General features: G+C 59.9%; 13 protein-coding genes, 1 tRNA gene and 3 rRNA genes. 10 read left to right on the plus strand and 7 right to left on the minus strand.

Translation table 11 applies throughout. The features are described 5' to 3' along the window. Positions 1 to 218: 218 nt before the first annotated feature. Positions 219 to 899, minus strand: coding sequence for an IS6 family transposase (locus tag AB7C87_RS09365; RefSeq protein ID WP_369729170.1), 681 nt, complete (start codon positions 897 to 899; stop codon positions 219 to 221). Between the two features lie 382 nt (positions 900 to 1281). Between AB7C87_RS09365 and AB7C87_RS09370 the strand changes: the two genes are divergently transcribed. Continuing rightward, positions 1282 to 2538: an RNA-guided endonuclease InsQ/TnpB family protein gene (locus AB7C87_RS09370; protein WP_369729171.1), complete on the plus strand. Its 1257-nt coding sequence runs from the start codon at positions 1282 to 1284 to the stop codon at positions 2536 to 2538. Positions 2539 to 2708: 170 nt separating this feature from the next. After that, positions 2709 to 3869 (plus strand): multicopper oxidase domain-containing protein, encoded by a 1161-nt coding sequence (locus AB7C87_RS09375; RefSeq protein ID WP_369729172.1) that lies wholly within the window; start codon positions 2709 to 2711, stop codon positions 3867 to 3869. Between the two features lie 32 nt (positions 3870 to 3901). Here the strand turns inward: AB7C87_RS09375 and AB7C87_RS09380 are convergent, their stop codons facing one another. Both AB7C87_RS09380 and AB7C87_RS09385 read right to left on the minus strand, forming a co-directional pair. Continuing rightward, a complete protein-coding gene (locus tag AB7C87_RS09380; RefSeq protein ID WP_369729173.1) occupies positions 3902 to 4195 on the minus strand; it encodes a DUF7521 family protein in 294 nt (97 codons plus the stop codon). Next, positions 4192 to 4569, minus strand: a complete 378-nt coding sequence (locus AB7C87_RS09385; RefSeq protein ID WP_369729174.1) for a helix-turn-helix domain-containing protein — start codon at positions 4567 to 4569, stop codon at positions 4192 to 4194. Before AB7C87_RS09385 ends, AB7C87_RS09380 begins: the two co-directional genes overlap by 4 nt. Positions 4570 to 5454: 885 nt before the next feature. On the opposite strand from AB7C87_RS09385, the gene AB7C87_RS09390 reads away from it, so the two are divergent. The 5 genes from AB7C87_RS09390 to AB7C87_RS09410 all read left to right on the plus strand — a co-directional run bounded on the left by AB7C87_RS09390 (position 5455) and on the right by AB7C87_RS09410 (position 11155). Then, positions 5455 to 6927: ribosomal RNA gene (locus tag AB7C87_RS09390) — 16S ribosomal RNA — on the plus strand. Positions 6928 to 7075: 148 nt separating this feature from the next. Next, positions 7076 to 7147 (plus strand) — tRNA-Ala (locus AB7C87_RS09395). 221 nt (positions 7148 to 7368) lie between these two features. Continuing rightward, positions 7369 to 10289 (plus strand): 23S ribosomal RNA (locus AB7C87_RS09400). Positions 10290 to 10409: 120 nt separating this feature from the next. Further along, a 5S ribosomal RNA gene (gene rrf / locus AB7C87_RS09405) occupies positions 10410 to 10531 on the plus strand. Together the 16S, 23S and 5S rRNA genes with 1 tRNA gene alongside form the textbook arrangement of a ribosomal RNA operon. A gap of 270 nt (positions 10532 to 10801) precedes the next feature. Next, positions 10802 to 11155 carry a DUF7344 domain-containing protein gene (locus AB7C87_RS09410; RefSeq protein WP_369729175.1) on the plus strand — a complete coding sequence of 118 codons (354 nt, stop codon included), beginning with the start codon at positions 10802 to 10804 and terminating at the stop codon, positions 11153 to 11155. A gap of 467 nt (positions 11156 to 11622) precedes the next feature. Here the strand turns inward: AB7C87_RS09410 and AB7C87_RS09415 are convergent, their stop codons facing one another. Beyond that, complete coding sequence (locus AB7C87_RS09415) at positions 11623 to 13014, minus strand: NAD(P)/FAD-dependent oxidoreductase (protein WP_369729176.1); 1392 nt, start codon at positions 13012 to 13014, stop codon at positions 11623 to 11625. Positions 13015 to 13120: 106 nt separating this feature from the next. Between AB7C87_RS09415 and AB7C87_RS09420 the strand changes: the two genes are divergently transcribed. Together AB7C87_RS09420 and AB7C87_RS09425 are read left to right on the plus strand one after the other, a co-directional pair. Beyond that, positions 13121 to 14119: a D-2-hydroxyacid dehydrogenase gene (locus tag AB7C87_RS09420; RefSeq protein WP_369729177.1), complete on the plus strand. Its 999-nt coding sequence runs from the start codon at positions 13121 to 13123 to the stop codon at positions 14117 to 14119. A 332-nt stretch (positions 14120 to 14451) separates the two neighbouring features. Next, positions 14452 to 14886 carry a universal stress protein gene (locus tag AB7C87_RS09425; RefSeq protein WP_369729178.1) on the plus strand — a complete coding sequence of 145 codons (435 nt, stop codon included), beginning with the start codon at positions 14452 to 14454 and terminating at the stop codon, positions 14884 to 14886. Positions 14887 to 14890: 4 nt separating this feature from the next. Here AB7C87_RS09425 and asd read toward each other — a convergent pair whose 3' ends face one another. Further along, positions 14891 to 15925, minus strand: a complete 1035-nt coding sequence (gene asd, locus AB7C87_RS09430; protein ID WP_369729179.1) for an aspartate-semialdehyde dehydrogenase — start codon at positions 15923 to 15925, stop codon at positions 14891 to 14893. 331 nt (positions 15926 to 16256) lie between these two features. Here asd and AB7C87_RS09435 point away from each other — a divergent pair, with 331 nt between their 5' ends. Further along, positions 16257 to 16514, plus strand: a complete 258-nt coding sequence (locus tag AB7C87_RS09435) for a hypothetical protein (protein ID WP_369729180.1) — start codon at positions 16257 to 16259, stop codon at positions 16512 to 16514. Positions 16515 to 16671: 157 nt separating this feature from the next. Here the strand turns inward: AB7C87_RS09435 and AB7C87_RS09440 are convergent, their stop codons facing one another. Next, the gene (locus AB7C87_RS09440) at positions 16672 to 16863 is read right to left on the minus strand and encodes a 30S ribosomal protein S17e (protein ID WP_369729181.1); all 192 of its coding nucleotides are present in this window, start codon (positions 16861 to 16863) and stop codon (positions 16672 to 16674) included. A 75-nt stretch (positions 16864 to 16938) separates the two neighbouring features. Next, on the minus strand, positions 16939 to 17925 hold the full coding sequence (locus AB7C87_RS09445) for a hypothetical protein (RefSeq protein WP_369729182.1): 987 nt from the start codon (positions 17923 to 17925) through the stop codon (positions 16939 to 16941). Positions 17926 to 17994 lie beyond the last annotated feature (69 nt).

Genomic DNA, 17994 nt, shown 5'->3' on the forward strand with positions numbered 1-17994 from the left:
CCTCGAGACTTCGCATCACGATAGATCCATCTGGCTATCAGGAATAAAATAATTACAATTACCAGAATTGCAAATACCGTTACTAGTAGCTCACTGGTTGTACGCACATCCACCGGGATAATTCGGGCTCTAGTCGAAAACTCCATACACAGATTATATTTTCTATGGACATAATTATAAACCCTCGAAATATAACAAATAGCTCGTGTCGGCACTGTCTAGTTCAGCACCTCCTCGGCTGGTGTGCAGCCATTCAGTGCTTGATTCGGTCGATCGTGGTTATAGTGGTGTCTGAAGCGTCTGAGCCAGCGGCGTGCGCTGGCTGGACTGCCCCGCCAGAAGGAGTGAAAGCGGTCGATCCGCATTGAGACAGTCTGAAACCACTTTTCGACGGTGTTTCGGTCGCTGTAGTTGAGCTGCCCGCTCAAGTCATGGCGAGCGAGGGCAGTCAGATAGCCGCCAGCATCGACGAGAAACTCTGTCTCGTCGAGATCGTGTTTCTCGGTGAGACGGTGCAAGAACGCCGCCGCGGGGTCAGTCCCGCGGCGGCTGAAGACGTCGATTTCGAGCAGTAGCTTCGACTCTATGTCAATCGCAGCGTACAGCCACTTTTTCTCGCCATCGACCTCGATCTGTTTCTCATCGACCGCGACCCGCGACGGCTCCGCCGTCGGCGGGTCGCTCTGAGTCTCCGAGAGTTTGTGCGTCCAGTTCCAGATTGCGCCGTGAGAACGGTCAACGCCGAGTAATTCGAGCACTGCTACGACCTCCCGAACGGACAATCCCATCGAATGCAGGCGCACCCCGAACACCCTGACGGGTGTCGGGGTGCGCTCGTTCTCCCAAACCTCATCACAATCCACGTCTAAGCTCTCTCTGAGCAGATTGGCGAGTTGCATGACCACTTCTCGCCACCATCTGCTCATTCCTCAAACCCTCATCTAGACAGTGCCCTCGTGTCTGATTTTGCAGTTTCTCGGCTATAGTGACAGCTGAACTGATTTGCACACTGGTCGCCGAGCTCACGGGTCACTGTGTTCCCCGCTCGCTATTCCGCGGTTCTCACTCGTTTCGCTCGTTCCGAACCGCGCTTTCCGTCTGGCGCTCAGGTGTGCAATGACTTGCAGGGGCCTTATACGTTGAACAGGCGCAATACCACGGCCTTTAGTCCGTGGATACGCGCCGTCACTTAGTGACATATTCCACCGGCACCGGCAGACCCGGATATTCCACGTCAAATACAGACTTTAATATACTCTCTTTCATAACTGATCATGGACAATGCTGGAGACGACCCGCACCTACGTCGCACGTATCACGAACCACGGTCAGGTTCGTGACGACCTCGATGAGTGCGGGTTCGCAGCATCCAAACTGTGGAACATCGGACGCTACTACATCCAAGGTCGGTGGGACGAAGACGGTGAGATACCTGACGAAGCCGAATTGAAATCGGAGTTGAAAGACCACGAACGCTACAGTGACCTGCATTCTCAGTCAAGTCAGCGAGTTCTCGAAGAACTTGCTGAGGCGTTCAATGGTTGGTTCAACTCCGACGACGACAACAACCCACCGGGCTACCGGAAACATGGCGACCGACACCCGCGCTCCACCGTCACGTGGAAGAAGCGAGCCATCAAGCACGACGACGAACACGGCCAACTCCGCCTCTCGAAAGGCTTCAACCTGAAAGAGAATCGGTCTGACTTCATCCTCGCGGAGTACGAAACCCGGCCTGACGTAGAAGTCGAGAACATCCAGCAGGTGCGTGCCGTCTGGAAGGACGACGAGTGGGAATTGCACCTCGTCTGCAAGAAAGAAATTCCCGTTGAGGACGCCCCCGGCGATAACACGGCGGGGATTGATCTCGGTATCAGCAACTACCTTGCCATCGACTACAAAGACGGCCCTCCGGAGTTGTATCCGGGGAACACGCTGAAAGAGGACAAGCACTACTTCACCCGTGAGGAGTACCAGACCGAAGGCGAGAACGGGCCATCGAAACGTGCGTTGAAGGCTCGCCGGAAACTCTCCCGGCGCAAAGACCACTTCCTTCACACCCTCAGCAAGCACATCGTTGAGCGGTGTGTCGAAAAGGGTGTGGGGAAGGCCGCGGTTGGCGACCTCAGCGACATCCGCGAGGATGAGAACGGCGACTCGCGGAACTGGGGGCAGTCGGGGAACAAGAAACTCCATGGATGGGAGTTCGACCGATTCGTTCGCCTTCTCGAATACAAGGCCGAAGAACACGGTATCCTCGTTGACCGAGTAGACGAGGAGAACACCTCGAAGACGTGTTCGTGTTGCGGGCAAATTCGAGATGCGAACCGCGTGGAGCGTGGTCTATACGTCTGTTCGTCGTGCGAGACGACAATGAACGCGGACGTGAACGGTGCGGTGAACATTCGCAGAAAGATAACTCAGAGTCCCCCGACGGGGGATATGAGTAACGGCTGGTTGGCACAGCCCGGAGTCTTCCTGTTCGACCGCGAGAGCGGACGGTTCACACCGAGAGAACAGGGAGACTGCAAACCTTAATATCCCAACGCTCGGGATTCCTCCGCCTGAAGGCGGAGGAGGATGTCAAACCGTGGTCGACACGTATTCTCACCCGCTGGGAACACCCGATCATGTTCATCGGCGTTCTCGGCCGCCGAGAACCGGCTTGATACCCCTTCATCCGTCGGCCCCGAGTGTCGGATAGAACAATGACGTCCAACACCGCTTCCGGCGTCCGTCGCCGAACCGTCCTCTCGATCGCTGGCGCGGCCACGCTCGGCTCGCTCGCCGGCTGTCTCTCTACGCTCTCCGGTGACGAGGGCTCCGCGGCTCCGGAATCGACGGAGACCGACGACGACACCGACGAATCGGGTCCCCTGACGCAGCATCCGTACACGGAACCGCCACAGATCGTCGACGTCGCCGAACAGGGCTACGAATCGACGTTACGAACGGTGCCGGCGCGCCACGAACTCGTCACCGACGACGCCCCCGCCGGCCCGGTCGAACTCCCAGAGGTGTGGGCCTGGCAGGCCGACGACCTCGCTCCGTCGGTTCCCGGCCCGATCTACCGCATGACGGAAGGAGACTCGTTCGAACTCACCTACGACAACAGCGACCACGACCGACCCCACACGGTCCACGTCCACGCCGTCGGCAAATCCTGGGAGGACGACGGCGCACCCGTCACCAACCGCGAGTTCGTCGGCCCTGGCGAGCGCCACACCTACGTTCTCGAGGGCGATACGCCCGGCACCCACGTCTATCACTGTCACTACCAGACCCACAACCACCTCGATATGGGCATGTACGGCATCCTCCGCGTCGATCCCGCCGACTACGAGCCGCCAGACCGGGAGTACTTCTTTACGCTTCGCGACTGGGACACCCGACTCCACGAGCGCGAGGCCGGCGGCGACGCCGAGTACGACCCCGTCGACCGGTCCTCGAACGCTTACACGATCAACGGCCGGAGCGCCCCGACGACGTTCCACCCCGAACTCGGAACGCCGCTGATCGTCTCCGAGGGCGACACCGTCCACCTCAACGTCGCCAACAACGGCTACGAGAGTCACCCGTTCCACACCCACGGCCACCGATTTACCGTCGTCGCGAAGGACGGATCGCCGATACCGGAATCCGCACAGTACGAAGAAGACGTCCTCAACATCGCTCCCGCGGAGCGATACACCCTCGAGTTCGAGGCCGATGCCGAACCGGGTATCTACCCCGCACACTGTCACAAGGTCCACCACGTCACCACCGACGGCGGCTACCCCGGCGGGATGGCGACCGCTATCGTCTACGAGGAGGCGATGGAAACCGAGGAGTTCGTGGAAATTATGGACGACGCCGGATACGACGGCTGAACGCGCCGTTGCGTATCCCGTTTCGGCCGAAGTCACTGCACGTATAACGAGTACGCGATCACCAGAAAGCCCGCGAGGACGAGCAGGCTCTCGAGCAAGATCCCCATCTCGAGTGGGACGTTCAAAATTTCATAGAGCATTCCAGCGAGTACCAACCCGAGCGTCACGAGGCCGAAGCCGGCGGCGAGATATCCGAGTGCACGTTGTCTGGTTCGTCGGTACGCCTTGAACGCAAAGTACGTGATGACGCTTCCGACGACCAACACGAGCGTCTTCACGACCGCGAGCGCGAGGGCGAGTTCGGTCGCACCAGTGTAGGGGCTCATGTCTCCTTTCGCACCTCCGACCACAACTCGGCGAGTCGCTCGTCGGCCGTCCGCGCGGGCCGTTCGATCTGTACACCGAGGGTTCGATCCTCCTCCAGGACGAGCGTGATCTCGTCGAATGCAACCGAGTACTTGCTCGCGTGGTGACCGTCGCGGCGAATCTCGGTCGACTCCTCGAGTAACGTCGAGTCGGTCAGTAACTCGAGCTTTCGGTACAACGTCGACTGGGGGATGTCACACCGGTTCGTAAGCTCAGAAGCCGTCATGGGTTCCTCGAGATTCCGGATAATCTCTCGGCAGTCGGGATCGTCGAGCGCGGCGCAGATCTCCTCCGCCGGTGGGGTCGACTCCGAGGCGATCGGGTCCCGGACCATTCGTTCGTCCCTTACGACCCACGTGGTTTATTCGCATCGATGCATTTCGTCTCGATTCGCCGCTCTCGGCGTCTCGAATACGTTCGCCTCACTTCTCTCCGGTCCCCGACCGGCCCGCACACGAAGGCTTCTTGCGCGTGCGCGTCCGTACTTCCGTGTACGCGGGCATCATCCGGTCCGACCGCGTCTACGAGGGCGGGATGACCGACCGACCTCCTCCCGCGTGACACTGACCGCCGAGCGACGGCTCCAACAGTCTGCTCGAGCGAGTGCCCATCAGTGCAACTCTCTCGCATGGTACCGTGTTCCGATGCTCTGCTCGTTCGACGGCCTTATGTATGGACCCGGGCCTCGGTTAGAGTACGAACGACGCGGCGGCGGTCGCCGCGTTCTCCGGCCGCATTCCGGCACGGAGAGCATACGCATTGACTCGCCTCGGACGTCTCAGCGACGAACCGCTGTCGGCGTTCGATGGCGTCGGAGTTCGCGTCTCCACGACGACGCCCTTATATACGAAGGGTGCCTCTGTTAGGATACGCAGAAGTCCTCGCCGGATACGGATTTTCGGCCGGGGACGATCCGACGCCCTTAAGTGTATAAGGCGATTCGGATGTGAATGCAAACGACGGCTCGTCGGGGACGACGAGTCGAGGACCGACGAAGTCCGAAGGGGTTATGTACCCTTCGTGGCTTACGATATGGTCCGAAGGAGATGAGGATCCTACCCCTGCGGTCCGCCGTACAGATGGGATCTGATGTGAGCCTTGGTAGTTCGGTGACGCCCGATCGGTCGGCGATCAGCGACACCGAACGTGGACCATGTGTGAGTGTGTACAACATTCACCGCCAAATTTAACCTCCCGAGTGAGACTCGGGAGAACGAGCATTCCGGTTGATCCTGCCGGAGGTCATTGCTCGTAGAGTCCGATTTAGCCATGCTAGTCGCACGAGTTCAGACTCGTGGCAGATAGCTCAGTGACACGTGGCCAAACTACCCTCTGGACGCGGATAACCTCGGGAAACTGAGGCTAATCCGTGATAGCGTTCTCAGGCTGGAATTGCAGAGAACGTGAAACGCTCCGGCGCCAGAGGATGTGGCTGCGGCCGATTAGGTAGACGGTGGGGTAACGGCCCACCGTGCCAGTAATCGGTACGGGTTGTGAGAGCAAGAGCCCGGAGACGGTATCTGAGACAAGATACCGGGCCCTACGGGGCGCAGCAGGCGCGAAACCTTTACACTGCACGCCAGTGCGATAAGGGGACTCTACGTGCGAGGGCATATCGTCCTCGCTTTTTCCGACCGTAAGGAGGTCGGCGAATAAGTGCTGGGCAAGACCGGTGCCAGCCGCCGCGGTAATACCGGCAGCACAAGTGATGACCGCTCTTATTGGGCCTAAAGCGTCCGTAGCTGGCCAGTCAAGTCCATCGGGAAATCCGCACGCCTAACGTGCGGGCGTCCGGTGGAAACTGTCTGGCTTGGGACCGGAAGACCTGAGGGGTACGTCTGGGGTAGGAGTGAAATCCCGTAATCCTGGACGGACCACCGGTGGCGAAAGCGCCTCAGGAGGACGGATCCGACGGTGAGGGACGAAAGCTCGGGTCACGAACCGGATTAGATACCCGGGTAGTCCGAGCTGTAAACGATGTCTGCTAGGTGTGACACAGGCTACGAGCCTGTGTTGTGCCGTAGGGAAGCCGTGAAGCAGACCGCCTGGGAAGTACGTCCGCAAGGATGAAACTTAAAGGAATTGGCGGGGGAGCACTACAACCGGAGGAGCCTGCGGTTTAATTGGACTCAACGCCGGACATCTCACCAGCATCGACAATGTGCAGTGACGGTCAGTGTGATGAGCTTACCTGAGCCATTGAGAGGAGGTGCATGGCCGCCGTCAGCTCGTACCGTGAGGCGTCCTGTTAAGTCAGGCAACGAGCGAGACCCGCACGCCTAATTGCCAGCAACACCCTTGAGGTGGTTGGGTACATTAGGTGGACTGCCAGTGCCAAACTGGAGGAAGGAACGGGCAACGGTAGGTCAGTATGCCCCGAATGTGCTGGGCGACACGCGGGCTACAATGGCCAAGACAGTGGGATGCAACGCCGAAAGGCGACGCTAATCTCCGAAACTTGGTCGTAGTTCGGATTGAGGGCTGAAACTCGCCCTCATGAAGCTGGATTCGGTAGTAATCGCGCCTCAGAAGGGCGCGGTGAATACGTCCCTGCTCCTTGCACACACCGCCCGTCAAAGCACCCGAGTGAGGTCCGGATGAGGCCCTGTTACAGGGTCGAATCTGGGCTTCGCAAGGGGGCTTAAGTCGTAACAAGGTAGCCGTAGGGGAATCTGCGGCTGGATCACCTCCACAGACCGGGACCACCCCGACGGGGTGGCCCACCACAGTCGTGACGTTTCACGTCACGCATTCCACGTTCGATCGCGCCGTTTGGCCGATCGGGCACCTTTGAACTACCAAGGCTCGCAGTATGCTCTCTCGTCAGGCGACGAGAGGGTGGGCCCATAGCTCAGTGGGAGAGTGCCTCCTTTGCAAGGAGGATGCCCTGGGTTCGAATCCCAGTGGGTCCATACCGGATCGATCGCGAACCGCTTCCCTTAAGTGGGAGACGGGGCAACGATCTGATCCGACTGAACCGATGCACCACCCCGTGTAAACGTGGGTGGGAAGGGTTAATGCAGGCCAGCTGTCTACTGGCGTGCAGATGAGACCGTGTGTACGTGTAGTCCAGGCGTCCACTGGATCCGTTCCCGGGTCACAACCGTTGCTTTGCAACGCGTTTCCGATCCGACGAACGTGGCTACTGTGCCAGCTGGTGGATCGCTCGGCTTGAGAGCTGAAGAAGGACGTGCCAAGCTGCGATAAGCCTGAGGGACCCGCACGGAGGGGAAGAACTCAGGATTTCCGAATGGGAATCCCCACCGCAATTGCTTCGCGCAATGGGGAACGCCGGGAATTGAAACATCTTAGTACCGGCAGGAAAAGAAAGCAAACGCGATGTCGTTAGTAATGGCGAATGAACGCGACGCAGTCCAAACCGAAGCCTTCACGGGCAATGTGGTGTTCGGACTGACGATCACTTCCCGATCATCGACGAGAAGTCTCTTGGAACAGAGTACGAGACAGGGTGACAGTCCCGTATCGTCGATCAGTACGGAACGAGTCAGCTCCAGAGTATCGGGGGTTGGATATCCCTCGTGAATATCGCGGGCATCGACCGCGAAGACTAAACACTCCTCAAGACCGATAGCGAACAAGTAGTGTGAACGAACGCTGAAAAGCACCCCACAAAGGGAGGTGCAATAGGGCGTGAAATCAGTTGGCGATAGAGCGACGGGGCATACAAGGTCCTGATCACAACGACCGAGACGCGAGTCTCCAGTAGGAAGATTAGGAAGCCGGTGTTCCGTCGTACGTTTTGAAAAACGAACCAGAGAGTGTGCCTGATTGACGAGTCTAACCCGAGTATCGGGGAAGGCGTAGGGAAACCGACATGGCCGCAGCGCTTTGCGTGAGGGCCGCCGTGTTCAAGCGCGGGGAGTCAATCGGGCACGACCCGAAACCGGATGATCTAGGCATGGGCAGGGTGAAGCGTGGCGAAAGCCACGTGGAGGCCCGCTAGCGTTGGTGTCCTACAATACCCTCGCGTGACCTATGTCTAGGGGTGAAAGGCCCATCGAATCCGGAAACAGCTGGTTCCAACCGAAACATGTCGAAGCATGACCTCTGCCGAGGTAGTTCGTGGGGTAGAGCGACGGATTGGGAGACCGCACTCCGAGAGGAGTGTGCCTCCCTGTCCAACTCCGAACCTACGAACGCCGTTTGACGCAGGGAGTCCGGTGCGCGGAGTAAGTCTGTGTACCGTGAGGGAGACAACCCAGAGCTGGGTTAAGGTCCCCAAGTGTGGACTAAGTGCGATCGAAAGTGGTCCCGAGCCCTAGACAGCCGGGAGGTGAGCTTAGAAGCAGCTACCCTCTAAGAAAAGCGTAACAGCTTACCGGCCGAGGTTCGGGGCGCTGAAAATGATCGGGGCTCAAGTCCACCACCGAGACCTAGCGGCACTCTTGATCGAGTGATTCCGTAGGTTGGCGTTCTGTTCGGGTGGAAGCACGGCTGAGAAGTCGTGTGGACCGTTCAGTAACGAAAATTCTGGTCATAGTAGCAGCGTTAGTCGGGTGAGAACCCCGACGGCCGAACGAGTAAGGGTTCCTCGGCAATGCTGATCAGCCGAGGGTTAGCCGGTCCTAAGTCTGCCCGTAAGTCGAAGCAGACAACAGGGAAATAGGTTAATATTCCTATGCCAGTGTGCACTCAAAGCCAACGCTTTGGGGCCGCCTGAGCTGGGCTTTCGCCCAGTCGAACCATCGAAGACCGTGGAAGCCGTAATGGCAGGAAGCGGTCGAATGGTGGGATAGCGCAAGTCAGGTCAACCCAGAGCCCGTGAAAAGGCAAGCACACTGTCCGTACCGAGATCCGACACAGGTACTCGTGGCGGCGAAAGCCAAGGTCTGTCGGGAACAACCGACGTTAGGGAATTCGGCAAGTTAGTCCCGTACGTTCGCAATAAGGGATGCCTGCCTCGCGAAGAGGCAGGTCGCAGTGACTCGGGCGCTCCGACTGTCTAGTAACAACATAGGTGACCGCAAATCCGCAAGGACTCGTACGGTCACTGAATCCTGCCCAGTGCAGGTATCTGAACACCCCGTACAAGGGGACGAAGGACCTGTTAACGGCGGGGGTAACTATGACCCTCTTAAGGTAGCGTAGTACCTTGCCGCTTCAGTAGCGGCTTGCATGAATGGATGAACGAGAGCGCCACTGTCCCAACGTTGGGCCCGGTGAACTGTACATTCCAGTGCGGAGTCTGGAGACCCCCAAGGGGAAGCGAAGACCCTATAGAGCTTTACTGCAGGCTGTCACTGAGACGTGGTCGCCATTGTGCAGCATAGGTAGGAGCCATTACACAGGTACCCGCGCTAGCGGGCCACCGAGGCAGCATTGAAATACTACCCGATGGTGACTGCGACTCTCACTCCTGGCGGAGGACACTGGTAGCCGGGCAGTTTGACTGGGGCGGTACGCGCTTGAAAAGATATCGAGCGCGCCCCAAGGTTTCCTCACCCGAGTCGGAGACTCGGGAAAGAGCGCAAGAGCATACGGAAGCCTGACAGTGTCCGGCACAACGACGGACGCTGACGCGAAAGCGTGGTCTAGCGAACCAATTAGGCTGCTTGATGCGGCCAATTGCTGACAGAAAAGCTACCTTAGGGATAACAGAGTCGTCACCCGCAAGAGCACATATCGACCGGGTGGCTTGCTACCTCGATGTCGGTTCCCTCCATCCTGCCCGTGCAGAAGCGGGCAAGGGTGAGGTTGTTCGCCTATTAAAGGAGGTCGTGAGCTGGGTTTAGACCGTCGTGAGACAGGTCGGCTGCTATCTATTGGGGGTGTTATGGTTCCTGACGGGAACGTTCGTATAGTACGAGAGGAACTACGAATGGGTGCCACTGGTGTACCGGTTGTTCGAGAGAGCACGTGCCGGGCAGCCACGCACCACGGGGTAAGAGCTGAACGCATCTAAGCTCGAAACCCACCTGAAAACGAGGAACCACCGAGGCCACTCGTAGAAGACGAGTTCGATAGACTCGGGGTGTACGCGTCGAGGCAACGAGACGTTGAGCCCGCGAGCACTAACAGGCCAAGCCACACAATCATATTCGCATTGGATCGGGATCCGGAGAACGGATCCAGGCGCGAACTGGACTACACATACACACGGTTTCGACAGCCACCGATACTGGTGTGACGACGGTTCGATTCCGTTGATCGGCGTTAGGCGGCCAGAGCGGCGGGGTTCCTCCCGTACCCATCCCGAACACGGAAGATAAGCTCGCCTGCGTATCCGCAACTACTGGAGTGGGAGACCCTCTGGGAACGTGGATTCGCCGCCCCATTCATACTTACTTACCCTACGAGCGACAGCGAGAGCTGTGGCTGGTGGGGTAGTTTACATTGCGGCGGGGTGTGTCGCGGGTGTGGTGTGAGGTTTTCGGTGATCGTGTAATCAACGATTATCGTCACCGTAAAATCCGTTTTTCGAGGCAATTGTCCACTCTCGAGACGTTCTCACGGTTCGAACGGTCGGTTCGGAGCGGCGAAGACTCCTCTCACACCCAAATATTTTTGGGACGAGTCTTATTCGACTGTGTGTAAAGAGCCGGTGTATGGAAAATTGTGAGGGGGCGTTCCTCGATTCGGTGTACGATATGTTATCGGAGACGCGGCGCCGATGCGTGTTGTACCACCTCCACGAGGTCGAGGAGACGACGGTGGAGGAACTGACTCGAGCGGTTGCTCGCCGAGAGCAAGGGGAACCGGACAAAGATCACGTGAGGATTTCGTTGATCCACAATCATCTGCCGCGATTGGCGGACGTCGGGGTCATCGACTACGAGCGAGCGAACGGGGCCGTAGCTACGACGGATGGGTTCGACTCAGTTCGGGAGACGATCGAGCAGAGCGAGCGTGTGGAACTCGATAGGGTATCGTTATCGGCAGAGCTCACGGAAAATCGGTAGCGACGGCCGTGGTCGTCACCACTCGAGTACGAAAGGTATCGCCCGGAACACTAACGTCCAGCCTCATCCCGTGGCGGCGTGCCGCGTCGGCTGGCTAACCCTCGTGCCGGGCGGGGGATTCGTCGCGCACCCCGGCGCTGTCGCGTGCCCGGGTTCGCCGTGCTGTCATTGCACCCGAATGGGTTTGCTCGGACGGGGACTAAAGGCACGCATCCTATCACAGGGTCCTGATCCGTTTACGCTTTCCGGAGATCGTCGCACGTTCCGCCTCACTCCTCAGTTGGATCGTTGTACGTCTTGGGTTCGGGCTCGATTACCTCGCCGCCACCTTCGGGTGAGACGCGGAGCGTTCGCAGCGTCGTCCGTTACCCGGCAGATGGTAGATTTCACGAACCGAGAAACGGGTGAACCGGGACGTTGATTCGGGTAATCGTTGAGTCGTCGTTTGACATATCGCGGGGACGCGATCAGTAGAAGAAGTCGTCTTCGGCGAGTTGGACGTACCGACCGTCACGGTATTTGAACTTCCGGCGTTTGTAGGCCGCGACGATTTTCGTCGCGTCGAGGCCGGCGGAGTAGCGTTTCGAGATCAGGACGTTCTCGGCGCTGTTGCCTTGCATGTCGTTGACCACGTCGAACGCCCAGTCCCAGTCGTCGGGTTCGTAGTCGGCGACGATGTCGGCGAACGCAACGTTTCGCAGTATTTCGTCGCCGATAGCGTGCTTCCAGCGTTCGTTGTAGTTCTCGAGGGAGTCGGTTGCGGCGAGGCGGCCGGCGATCTTGCCGGAGCGGACGGCGACGTGGTAGCCACCCTCGTGAAACGCGGAGGTCGTTCCCATCGCGCCGCCGGCGACGGCGACGTTCGCCCCGACGGGGGAGTCGATCGGTCGGGTCGAAGAGATCGGGTACGTTTCGGTTCCCTTGGATTTCCCTCGGTCCTCGACGATCGGGATGTCCGCTTCGACGTCGTACTCGTCGCCGTACTCGAGTTCGAGGAGGCGGGAGATGTACTCGGAGCCGGACGGGAGCGAGTCGTCGGTTGGCTCGAGAAGTTTGTACGAGCCCGGATTGTCGACATCCTCGAGTTCCATCCCGATGGGCATCGTGAGTCCGACGCGTGCGACCGTGCCGTCGTTCGGAAAGATCCAGGGGTAGGCGGTTTCGCCGGGCATGTAGCCCCACCAGAATTTGAGCCAGTCTTCGAACTCGGCGAACAGTTCCTCCGGGAACTCGCGGTACTCCTGGTAGGCGATGTGATTTGCTTCGGGTGGGGAGAGGTAGTCGGAGACGCTCCGTCCGGGGGCGGTAAACTGATCGAGCGCGTCGAGCGTGATTCGTCGCTGGGGACCGTCCGCGAGGACGACGTACTGGGCTTCGAGTTGGTCGCCGTTCGAGAGCGTCAGCGTGTGGGTGGGCCCGTTCGGGCTCGAGGCGCGGAGATCGGTCTCGAGGTCGCTCACTGCGGTACCGATCCGGAGGTCGGCGCCGGCATCGGTCGCACGTTCGTGAAGCCAGTCGTCCATCCGGGCGCGGTGGAACGTGTAGCCGAACTCCGGATAGCTGGCGTCGATTCCCGTCGTGGTCAGTTCCACCCGGCTCTCCGGGCCGATGAACGCCGTTCCCTCGAGTTCACGGTGGATGACGTCGTCCGGGATCTCCCGGTAGTCGAAGTCCATGATGTCGATCCAGTAGTCGAGCATGCCGGCGGCGTCGGTCGAGTCCGGCCCCAGTTCGACGCGGTCTTCCCGCGGAACTCCTTGCTCGAAGAGGACCGTCTCGGCGCCGTGGGCGGCCGCTTGTTCGGCCGCACAGGCACCTGCGGGTCCGCCGCCGACGATCGCGACGTCAACGCGTTCCATACTCCGTCAGGAGTCGGCCACCCGTATTAAACCGCATGAAATTCGCGTCGAGAAGGATGACCCGGTGGAACGAACGCTTTTGCGTTATCGGTTCGAGTGAACGGACATGGCTGAATCCGGCTACGGTAGCGAGACGGAAAGCGACGACCCGGACGTACTGGTCCTTCGGAAAGGGACACACGGAATTCCGATCGAGCGCTACGCCGATGCACTTCGAGAACGACTGCCGGAGCGGACGATCCGACTGGCTCGAACGCCGTCTGAGGAGCGCGAAGCGATCCGGACCGCCGAGTTCGTGACGGGGATGGTCCTCGAGGACGACCTCCTCGAGAGTGCCGAGAATCTGGCGGTGTTCGCGTGTGCGTACGCGGGAACCGGTCACTTGCCGCTCGATCGACTCGAGAAACGCGGCGTTACGGTGACCAACGCCTCGGGCGTCCACGGCCCCAACATCGGCGAACACGTCCTCGGAGCGATCCTCTGGTCGACCCGTCGGTTCCACGTCGCGGCGCGTCGACAGCGACGGCGGGAGTGGCGCCACTACCAGGCTTACGAACTCAAGGGGTCGACCGTGACGGTCGTCGGTCTGGGTGCGATTGGACGCGCGGTCTGTACCCGTCTCGAGCCGTTCGACGTCGAGACGATCGGCGTCCGGTACTCGCCGGAGAAGGGTGGGCCGACGGACGAGGTGATCGGGTTCGAAGACGGGCCGTTCCACGAGGCACTCGCTCGGACCGATTACCTCGTGCTCGCGTGCCCGCTGACCGAAACGACGCGTGGACTCGTCGACCGCGAGGCACTGATGACGATCGATCCGGACGCGACGATCGTCAACATCGCGCGCGGGCCGGTGATCGATACGGATGCGCTGGTGGACGCGCTTCGATCGAACTGGATTCGGAGTGCGGCCCTGGACGTCACCGATCCGGAGCCCCTGCCCGAGGACCACTCGCTGTGGAACTTCGAGAACGTCCAGATCACGCCACACAACGCGGGTCACACGCCAGAGTACTACGAGCGACTGGCGGACATCGTCGCGGAGAACGCAAGCCGGTTCGACGAGGACGGCTTGGATGGTGACCTGAAGAATCAGGTTCTCCCCTGAGAGAGGGTGGTGTAAGTCGTTGCCAGTGTAACCGTGATCCATCCGTGAGAACACCGACAAATCGGTACACCGATAGCCACGGGACGAACTGTTGTCGGTCACCACGACGAAATCACGGCCCACCTGTTGATCCAGCGGTCAACTGGTAGCGGTCCGTCCGAACGGTAGAGGGGAGACGGGCGTAGTCGTCGGAGTAGTTCGCCGGCTTCCGTTCTCGCACACCTTTTTGACGCGGTGGGCCGAACCACGGATATGAAGATGACGTCAGCGATCGTCTCCGTGTCCGGTGGACCGTCCGTTCGATCTTCACGAGCGCCGACGGGTGAGTCGCGATGACGCTCACGTTCGACGCCACCGTGGTCGTTCCCGTCGCCGATCCGGACGACGGCGAGCGGACGACGCGGGGGCTCGAGCCACACCTTGCGTCGACGAGTACGGTCGTCGTGGTCAACGTCATCGAGAAAGCAGGTGGGGGAATCGACAAGGCGCCAATGGAACAGCGCGAGGAGTACGCCGAAGAAATGTTCGACCGGGCGCGGGAGGCCTTAGCGAACTCGCCGGCGACGGTCGAGACTGAGACGCTCTACGGGACGGATATCGTCGAAACAGTGTTCGATGCCGCACGCGATCGAGACGCGGATGCGGTCGTCTTCAATCCACGCGAGGGTAATCGGATCGCGGAGTTACTCACGGGCGACGTCGCGAGACGGATGGTCAAAGAAGCGTCCGTTCCGGTCGTTGCGCTCCCGCAGACGAACTCGGAGTAGTTCGTTAGAGGTAGCCGTTCTCGAGCAACAGTTCCCCGTTCAGGACGCTCGCGCCGGCGGCACCACGGATCGTGTTGTGAGACAGACAGTTGTACTGCAGGCCGAACGTCGATTCGCGATGTCCGCCGGCGGCGATCGCCATTCCGTCGCCGAGCGTCCGATCCATCCGCGGTTGCGGACGGTCGGGATCGTCGAAGACGTGGATGAACTGATCGGGCGAAGACCGGAGGTCGAGGGAGGGGTACTCTCGCATCGCGGTTTTCGCGTCCTCGACCGAGAGCGGGTCTTCGGTTTCGACCCAGACGTTCTCGAGGTGGCCGTCGATCGTTGGAATCCGGTTACAGGAGGCGGCGACCTCGACCTCGTCGTGGGTAAGCGACGCGCCGTCGAACTCGCCTAACAGTTTGCGCGATTCGGTCTCGAGTTTGTCCTCCTCGCTCCCGATGTAGGGAATCGCGTTGTCGATGATCTCCATCGAGGTGACGCCGTCGTAGCCGGCACCGGAGACCGCCTGAAGCGTCGCGACGTGGACCGTCTCGAGGCCGAACTCGGCGAGTGCGGCGAGCGTCGGCACGAACGTGATCGTCGAACAGTTGGGATTTTTCACGAGCGCTCCGTCCCAGCCGCGTTCGTCGCGCTGGACTTCGAGCAAGTCGAGGTGTTCGGCGTTGACCTCCGGGATGACCAGCGGGACGTCGTCGGCCATTCGGCTGTTCGAGGAGTTCGAGGAGACGACGTAGCCGTCCTCACAAAACGTCGGTTCGACCTCGGCGCCGACGCTCGAGGGAAGCGACGAGAAGAGGAGATCGACGTCGTCGGGGACGGCCTCCGGTTCGGTTGCCGTGACGGTCATCTCTGCGATATCGTCCGGAATCGGGCTATTCACGCGCCACTTGGCCGCCTGTCCGTACGTCTTACCGGCGCTCGATTCGCTCGCGGTTAGGGCGGCGATTTCGAACTCCGGATGCGGCTCGAGAAGCTGAATCAGTCGTTGTCCAACGGCACCGGTTGCGCCGAGTACGCCTACTCTTACTGCCATTTTCGGCTATTCGGGGACGTGCCCGCAAAACCGTTTGGGTTTTCGTCGGTACGGGTCAATCGACCGATACGCACGATTTCCGACTCTGATTCGTCGACGCTGAGACTCGAAACGGCGGTGTGTCTATAGCAACAACTGCATCGATGTACACGCTGACCGCCGATCTGTCCGGGGATCAAGTACGCAGTGAGGCGCAGTGGCGACGATAGAAGATATTAAGAAAACCGGGTGAGACCTAGCGAACGATGCAACCACGAGAACTCCCGTCCGAACGCGACCCTCTGGTGGGTTCGCTTCGATCGGTGACGGCCGACTATTCGGGGTGGAACCGATGACCAGTACGTCGACGAACACTGGCGAGACCGGTTTGTTCGAGACCAGATTCAGTATCGCCGCTGCGGCGCTGGCGGGGCTGTGCGTCCTCGTTGCGATCCTGTTCGCCTGGACGGGGTACCAGGGTGAAGAGCTTCTGCTCGTCGGGACGGAGATGAACATCGTCAACGGTATGTCCGGATTTATGACGGCGATGTTCGTCGCCGTCGTCGCACTCGTCGCGGCAGTCTACATGGAACCGGGATTCGACCACTGAGACGGTTTGCTGTACCGAGTTCCCGACGCGACCGCTCTGGGTCGCGTTTGTGCTGGAACTGGCGGACAACAGATCATCTGATACGTTTTCGACGAGTCAGTTCGCGGAATCCGGGTCCAGCGGCTCGAGGCTTCGAACTCGAGTGTAAAAGGTCGGATTACGCGGGAATCTGTGCGCTTTTCTTTCGGGTGACGTAGCCGGCGATGCGGTTTCGAACGCCTTTCGATTCGACGTTCGTGAGCTTCGAGACGCTCTCTTTGTTCTGTTCGAAGTCGGTCGTGAACGCATCCGGGTACCGCTCCAGGAGGAGGTTCCCGGTCTTCTTGACGTAGGCCGGTTTGATTGCCATAGGAAGAAGTTCCGTCCAGAGGCTCTTAATCCCTTTCTCTTGGCCCGGGCGTTGTCTGAATCCGGTGATTCGCCGTCATTGCGTGTTCGCACCCGCGACCGGTGTCGGATTGGGATCATGAGGGCTTTCGTCCGGACGTTCGTCCTCGGCCTTGCTCACGAGTTCCGAAAACTTCTCCGAGCGGTCGGCGATCCGGTCGACGGTCGCGCTGTCCGGCGTCGAATCACGGGATTCGACGATGAAGGTCGTGATGACGACGGTCTTCACCCACGGTTTGAGGAGGCCGACGTAGACTGTCAGAAACAGTCCGACGAGGACCGCCCAACTCGCTAGCTCGAGCGTCGACGAGAGCCCGCTCAGTAGGTTTGCGACCGGTGAGAGTGCTACTAGGAGGAGAAATCCCGTCGCGTACATGCCGAGTACGATCAACAGGGTGGAGCCGAGTACTGGTTTCCAGTTTTTCCCGTAGAGGACGACGCCGTCTTTGGCCGCGTTCCAGGCGTCTTTCTCCGGGTTGGTGAACATGTAAGCGATGATCGCCTCGTCGATGTACGAGGAGGCGATCGCGATTGCTTTTCCGATCAGGCGGATCACCGTCCGGAGCGCGGGGACGAGCGAGGCGATGCTCGCGAGCGAGACGACGCCGTCGTTGAACTGCTTGATTACCGTTTTGATCGCCTGGTCGACGGCGAAGAGGACGCTCGCCTCGGCGAAGTGATCCGCGACCCGGTCCTTTCCGAACCGGAGCTGGTTGGATGGCACTTCTCCCGTTTCGACGGCGTGGGCGATGACCGCGATGTGTCCGGCTTTCACCAGATACAGCACGTACCGACTGAACAGCCGCCATCCGGCGATGAACACGCCGACGGAGAGCAACAATCCGATTCCTGCGATCGGGCCGGAGACCGACCCCGACTCGAGGAGTCGAAAGCCGAGCCAGAGGACGGTCCCGAAGTAGAGAATCGAAATGATCCCGAGGAGGATGCCGACGCCCATTCGGAGAAATACGAACGGCATCGTCCGGACGAACACGCCCGTCGCGCGTCTGAAGTGGAGTACCATGTAGCCGGTCCTGGCCGCGCCTTCTGTTATAAACTCTCGGACCGGTGGAGTGTGGATGCGGACGTCACC

This window comes from Natrarchaeobius versutus (genome assembly GCF_041205745.1).
GTDB lineage: Archaea > Halobacteriota > Halobacteria > Halobacteriales > Natrialbaceae > Natrarchaeobius > Natrarchaeobius versutus.

Excerpts from the sequence above, each read along its gene's own strand:
- AB7C87_RS09365 (WP_369729170.1), bottom strand. The coding sequence starts at position 899 with ATGCAACTCGCCAATCTGCTCAGAGAGAGCTTAGACGTGGATTGTGAT.
- AB7C87_RS09370 (WP_369729171.1), top strand. The coding sequence starts at position 1,282 with ATGCTGGAGACGACCCGCACCTACGTCGCACGTATCACGAACCACGGT.
- AB7C87_RS09375 (WP_369729172.1), top strand. The coding sequence starts at position 2,709 with ATGACGTCCAACACCGCTTCCGGCGTCCGTCGCCGAACCGTCCTCTCG.
- AB7C87_RS09380 (WP_369729173.1), bottom strand. The coding sequence starts at position 4,195 with ATGAGCCCCTACACTGGTGCGACCGAACTCGCCCTCGCGCTCGCGGTC.
- AB7C87_RS09385 (WP_369729174.1), bottom strand. The coding sequence starts at position 4,569 with ATGGTCCGGGACCCGATCGCCTCGGAGTCGACCCCACCGGCGGAGGAG.
- AB7C87_RS09410 (WP_369729175.1), top strand. The coding sequence starts at position 10,802 with ATGGAAAATTGTGAGGGGGCGTTCCTCGATTCGGTGTACGATATGTTA.
- AB7C87_RS09415 (WP_369729176.1), bottom strand. The coding sequence starts at position 13,014 with ATGGAACGCGTTGACGTCGCGATCGTCGGCGGCGGACCCGCAGGTGCC.
- AB7C87_RS09420 (WP_369729177.1), top strand. The coding sequence starts at position 13,121 with ATGGCTGAATCCGGCTACGGTAGCGAGACGGAAAGCGACGACCCGGAC.
- AB7C87_RS09425 (WP_369729178.1), top strand. The coding sequence starts at position 14,452 with ATGACGCTCACGTTCGACGCCACCGTGGTCGTTCCCGTCGCCGATCCG.
- asd (WP_369729179.1), bottom strand. The coding sequence starts at position 15,925 with ATGGCAGTAAGAGTAGGCGTACTCGGCGCAACCGGTGCCGTTGGACAA.
- AB7C87_RS09435 (WP_369729180.1), top strand. The coding sequence starts at position 16,257 with ATGACCAGTACGTCGACGAACACTGGCGAGACCGGTTTGTTCGAGACC.
- AB7C87_RS09440 (WP_369729181.1), bottom strand. The coding sequence starts at position 16,863 with ATGGCAATCAAACCGGCCTACGTCAAGAAGACCGGGAACCTCCTCCTG.
- AB7C87_RS09445 (WP_369729182.1), bottom strand. The coding sequence starts at position 17,925 with ATGGTACTCCACTTCAGACGCGCGACGGGCGTGTTCGTCCGGACGATG.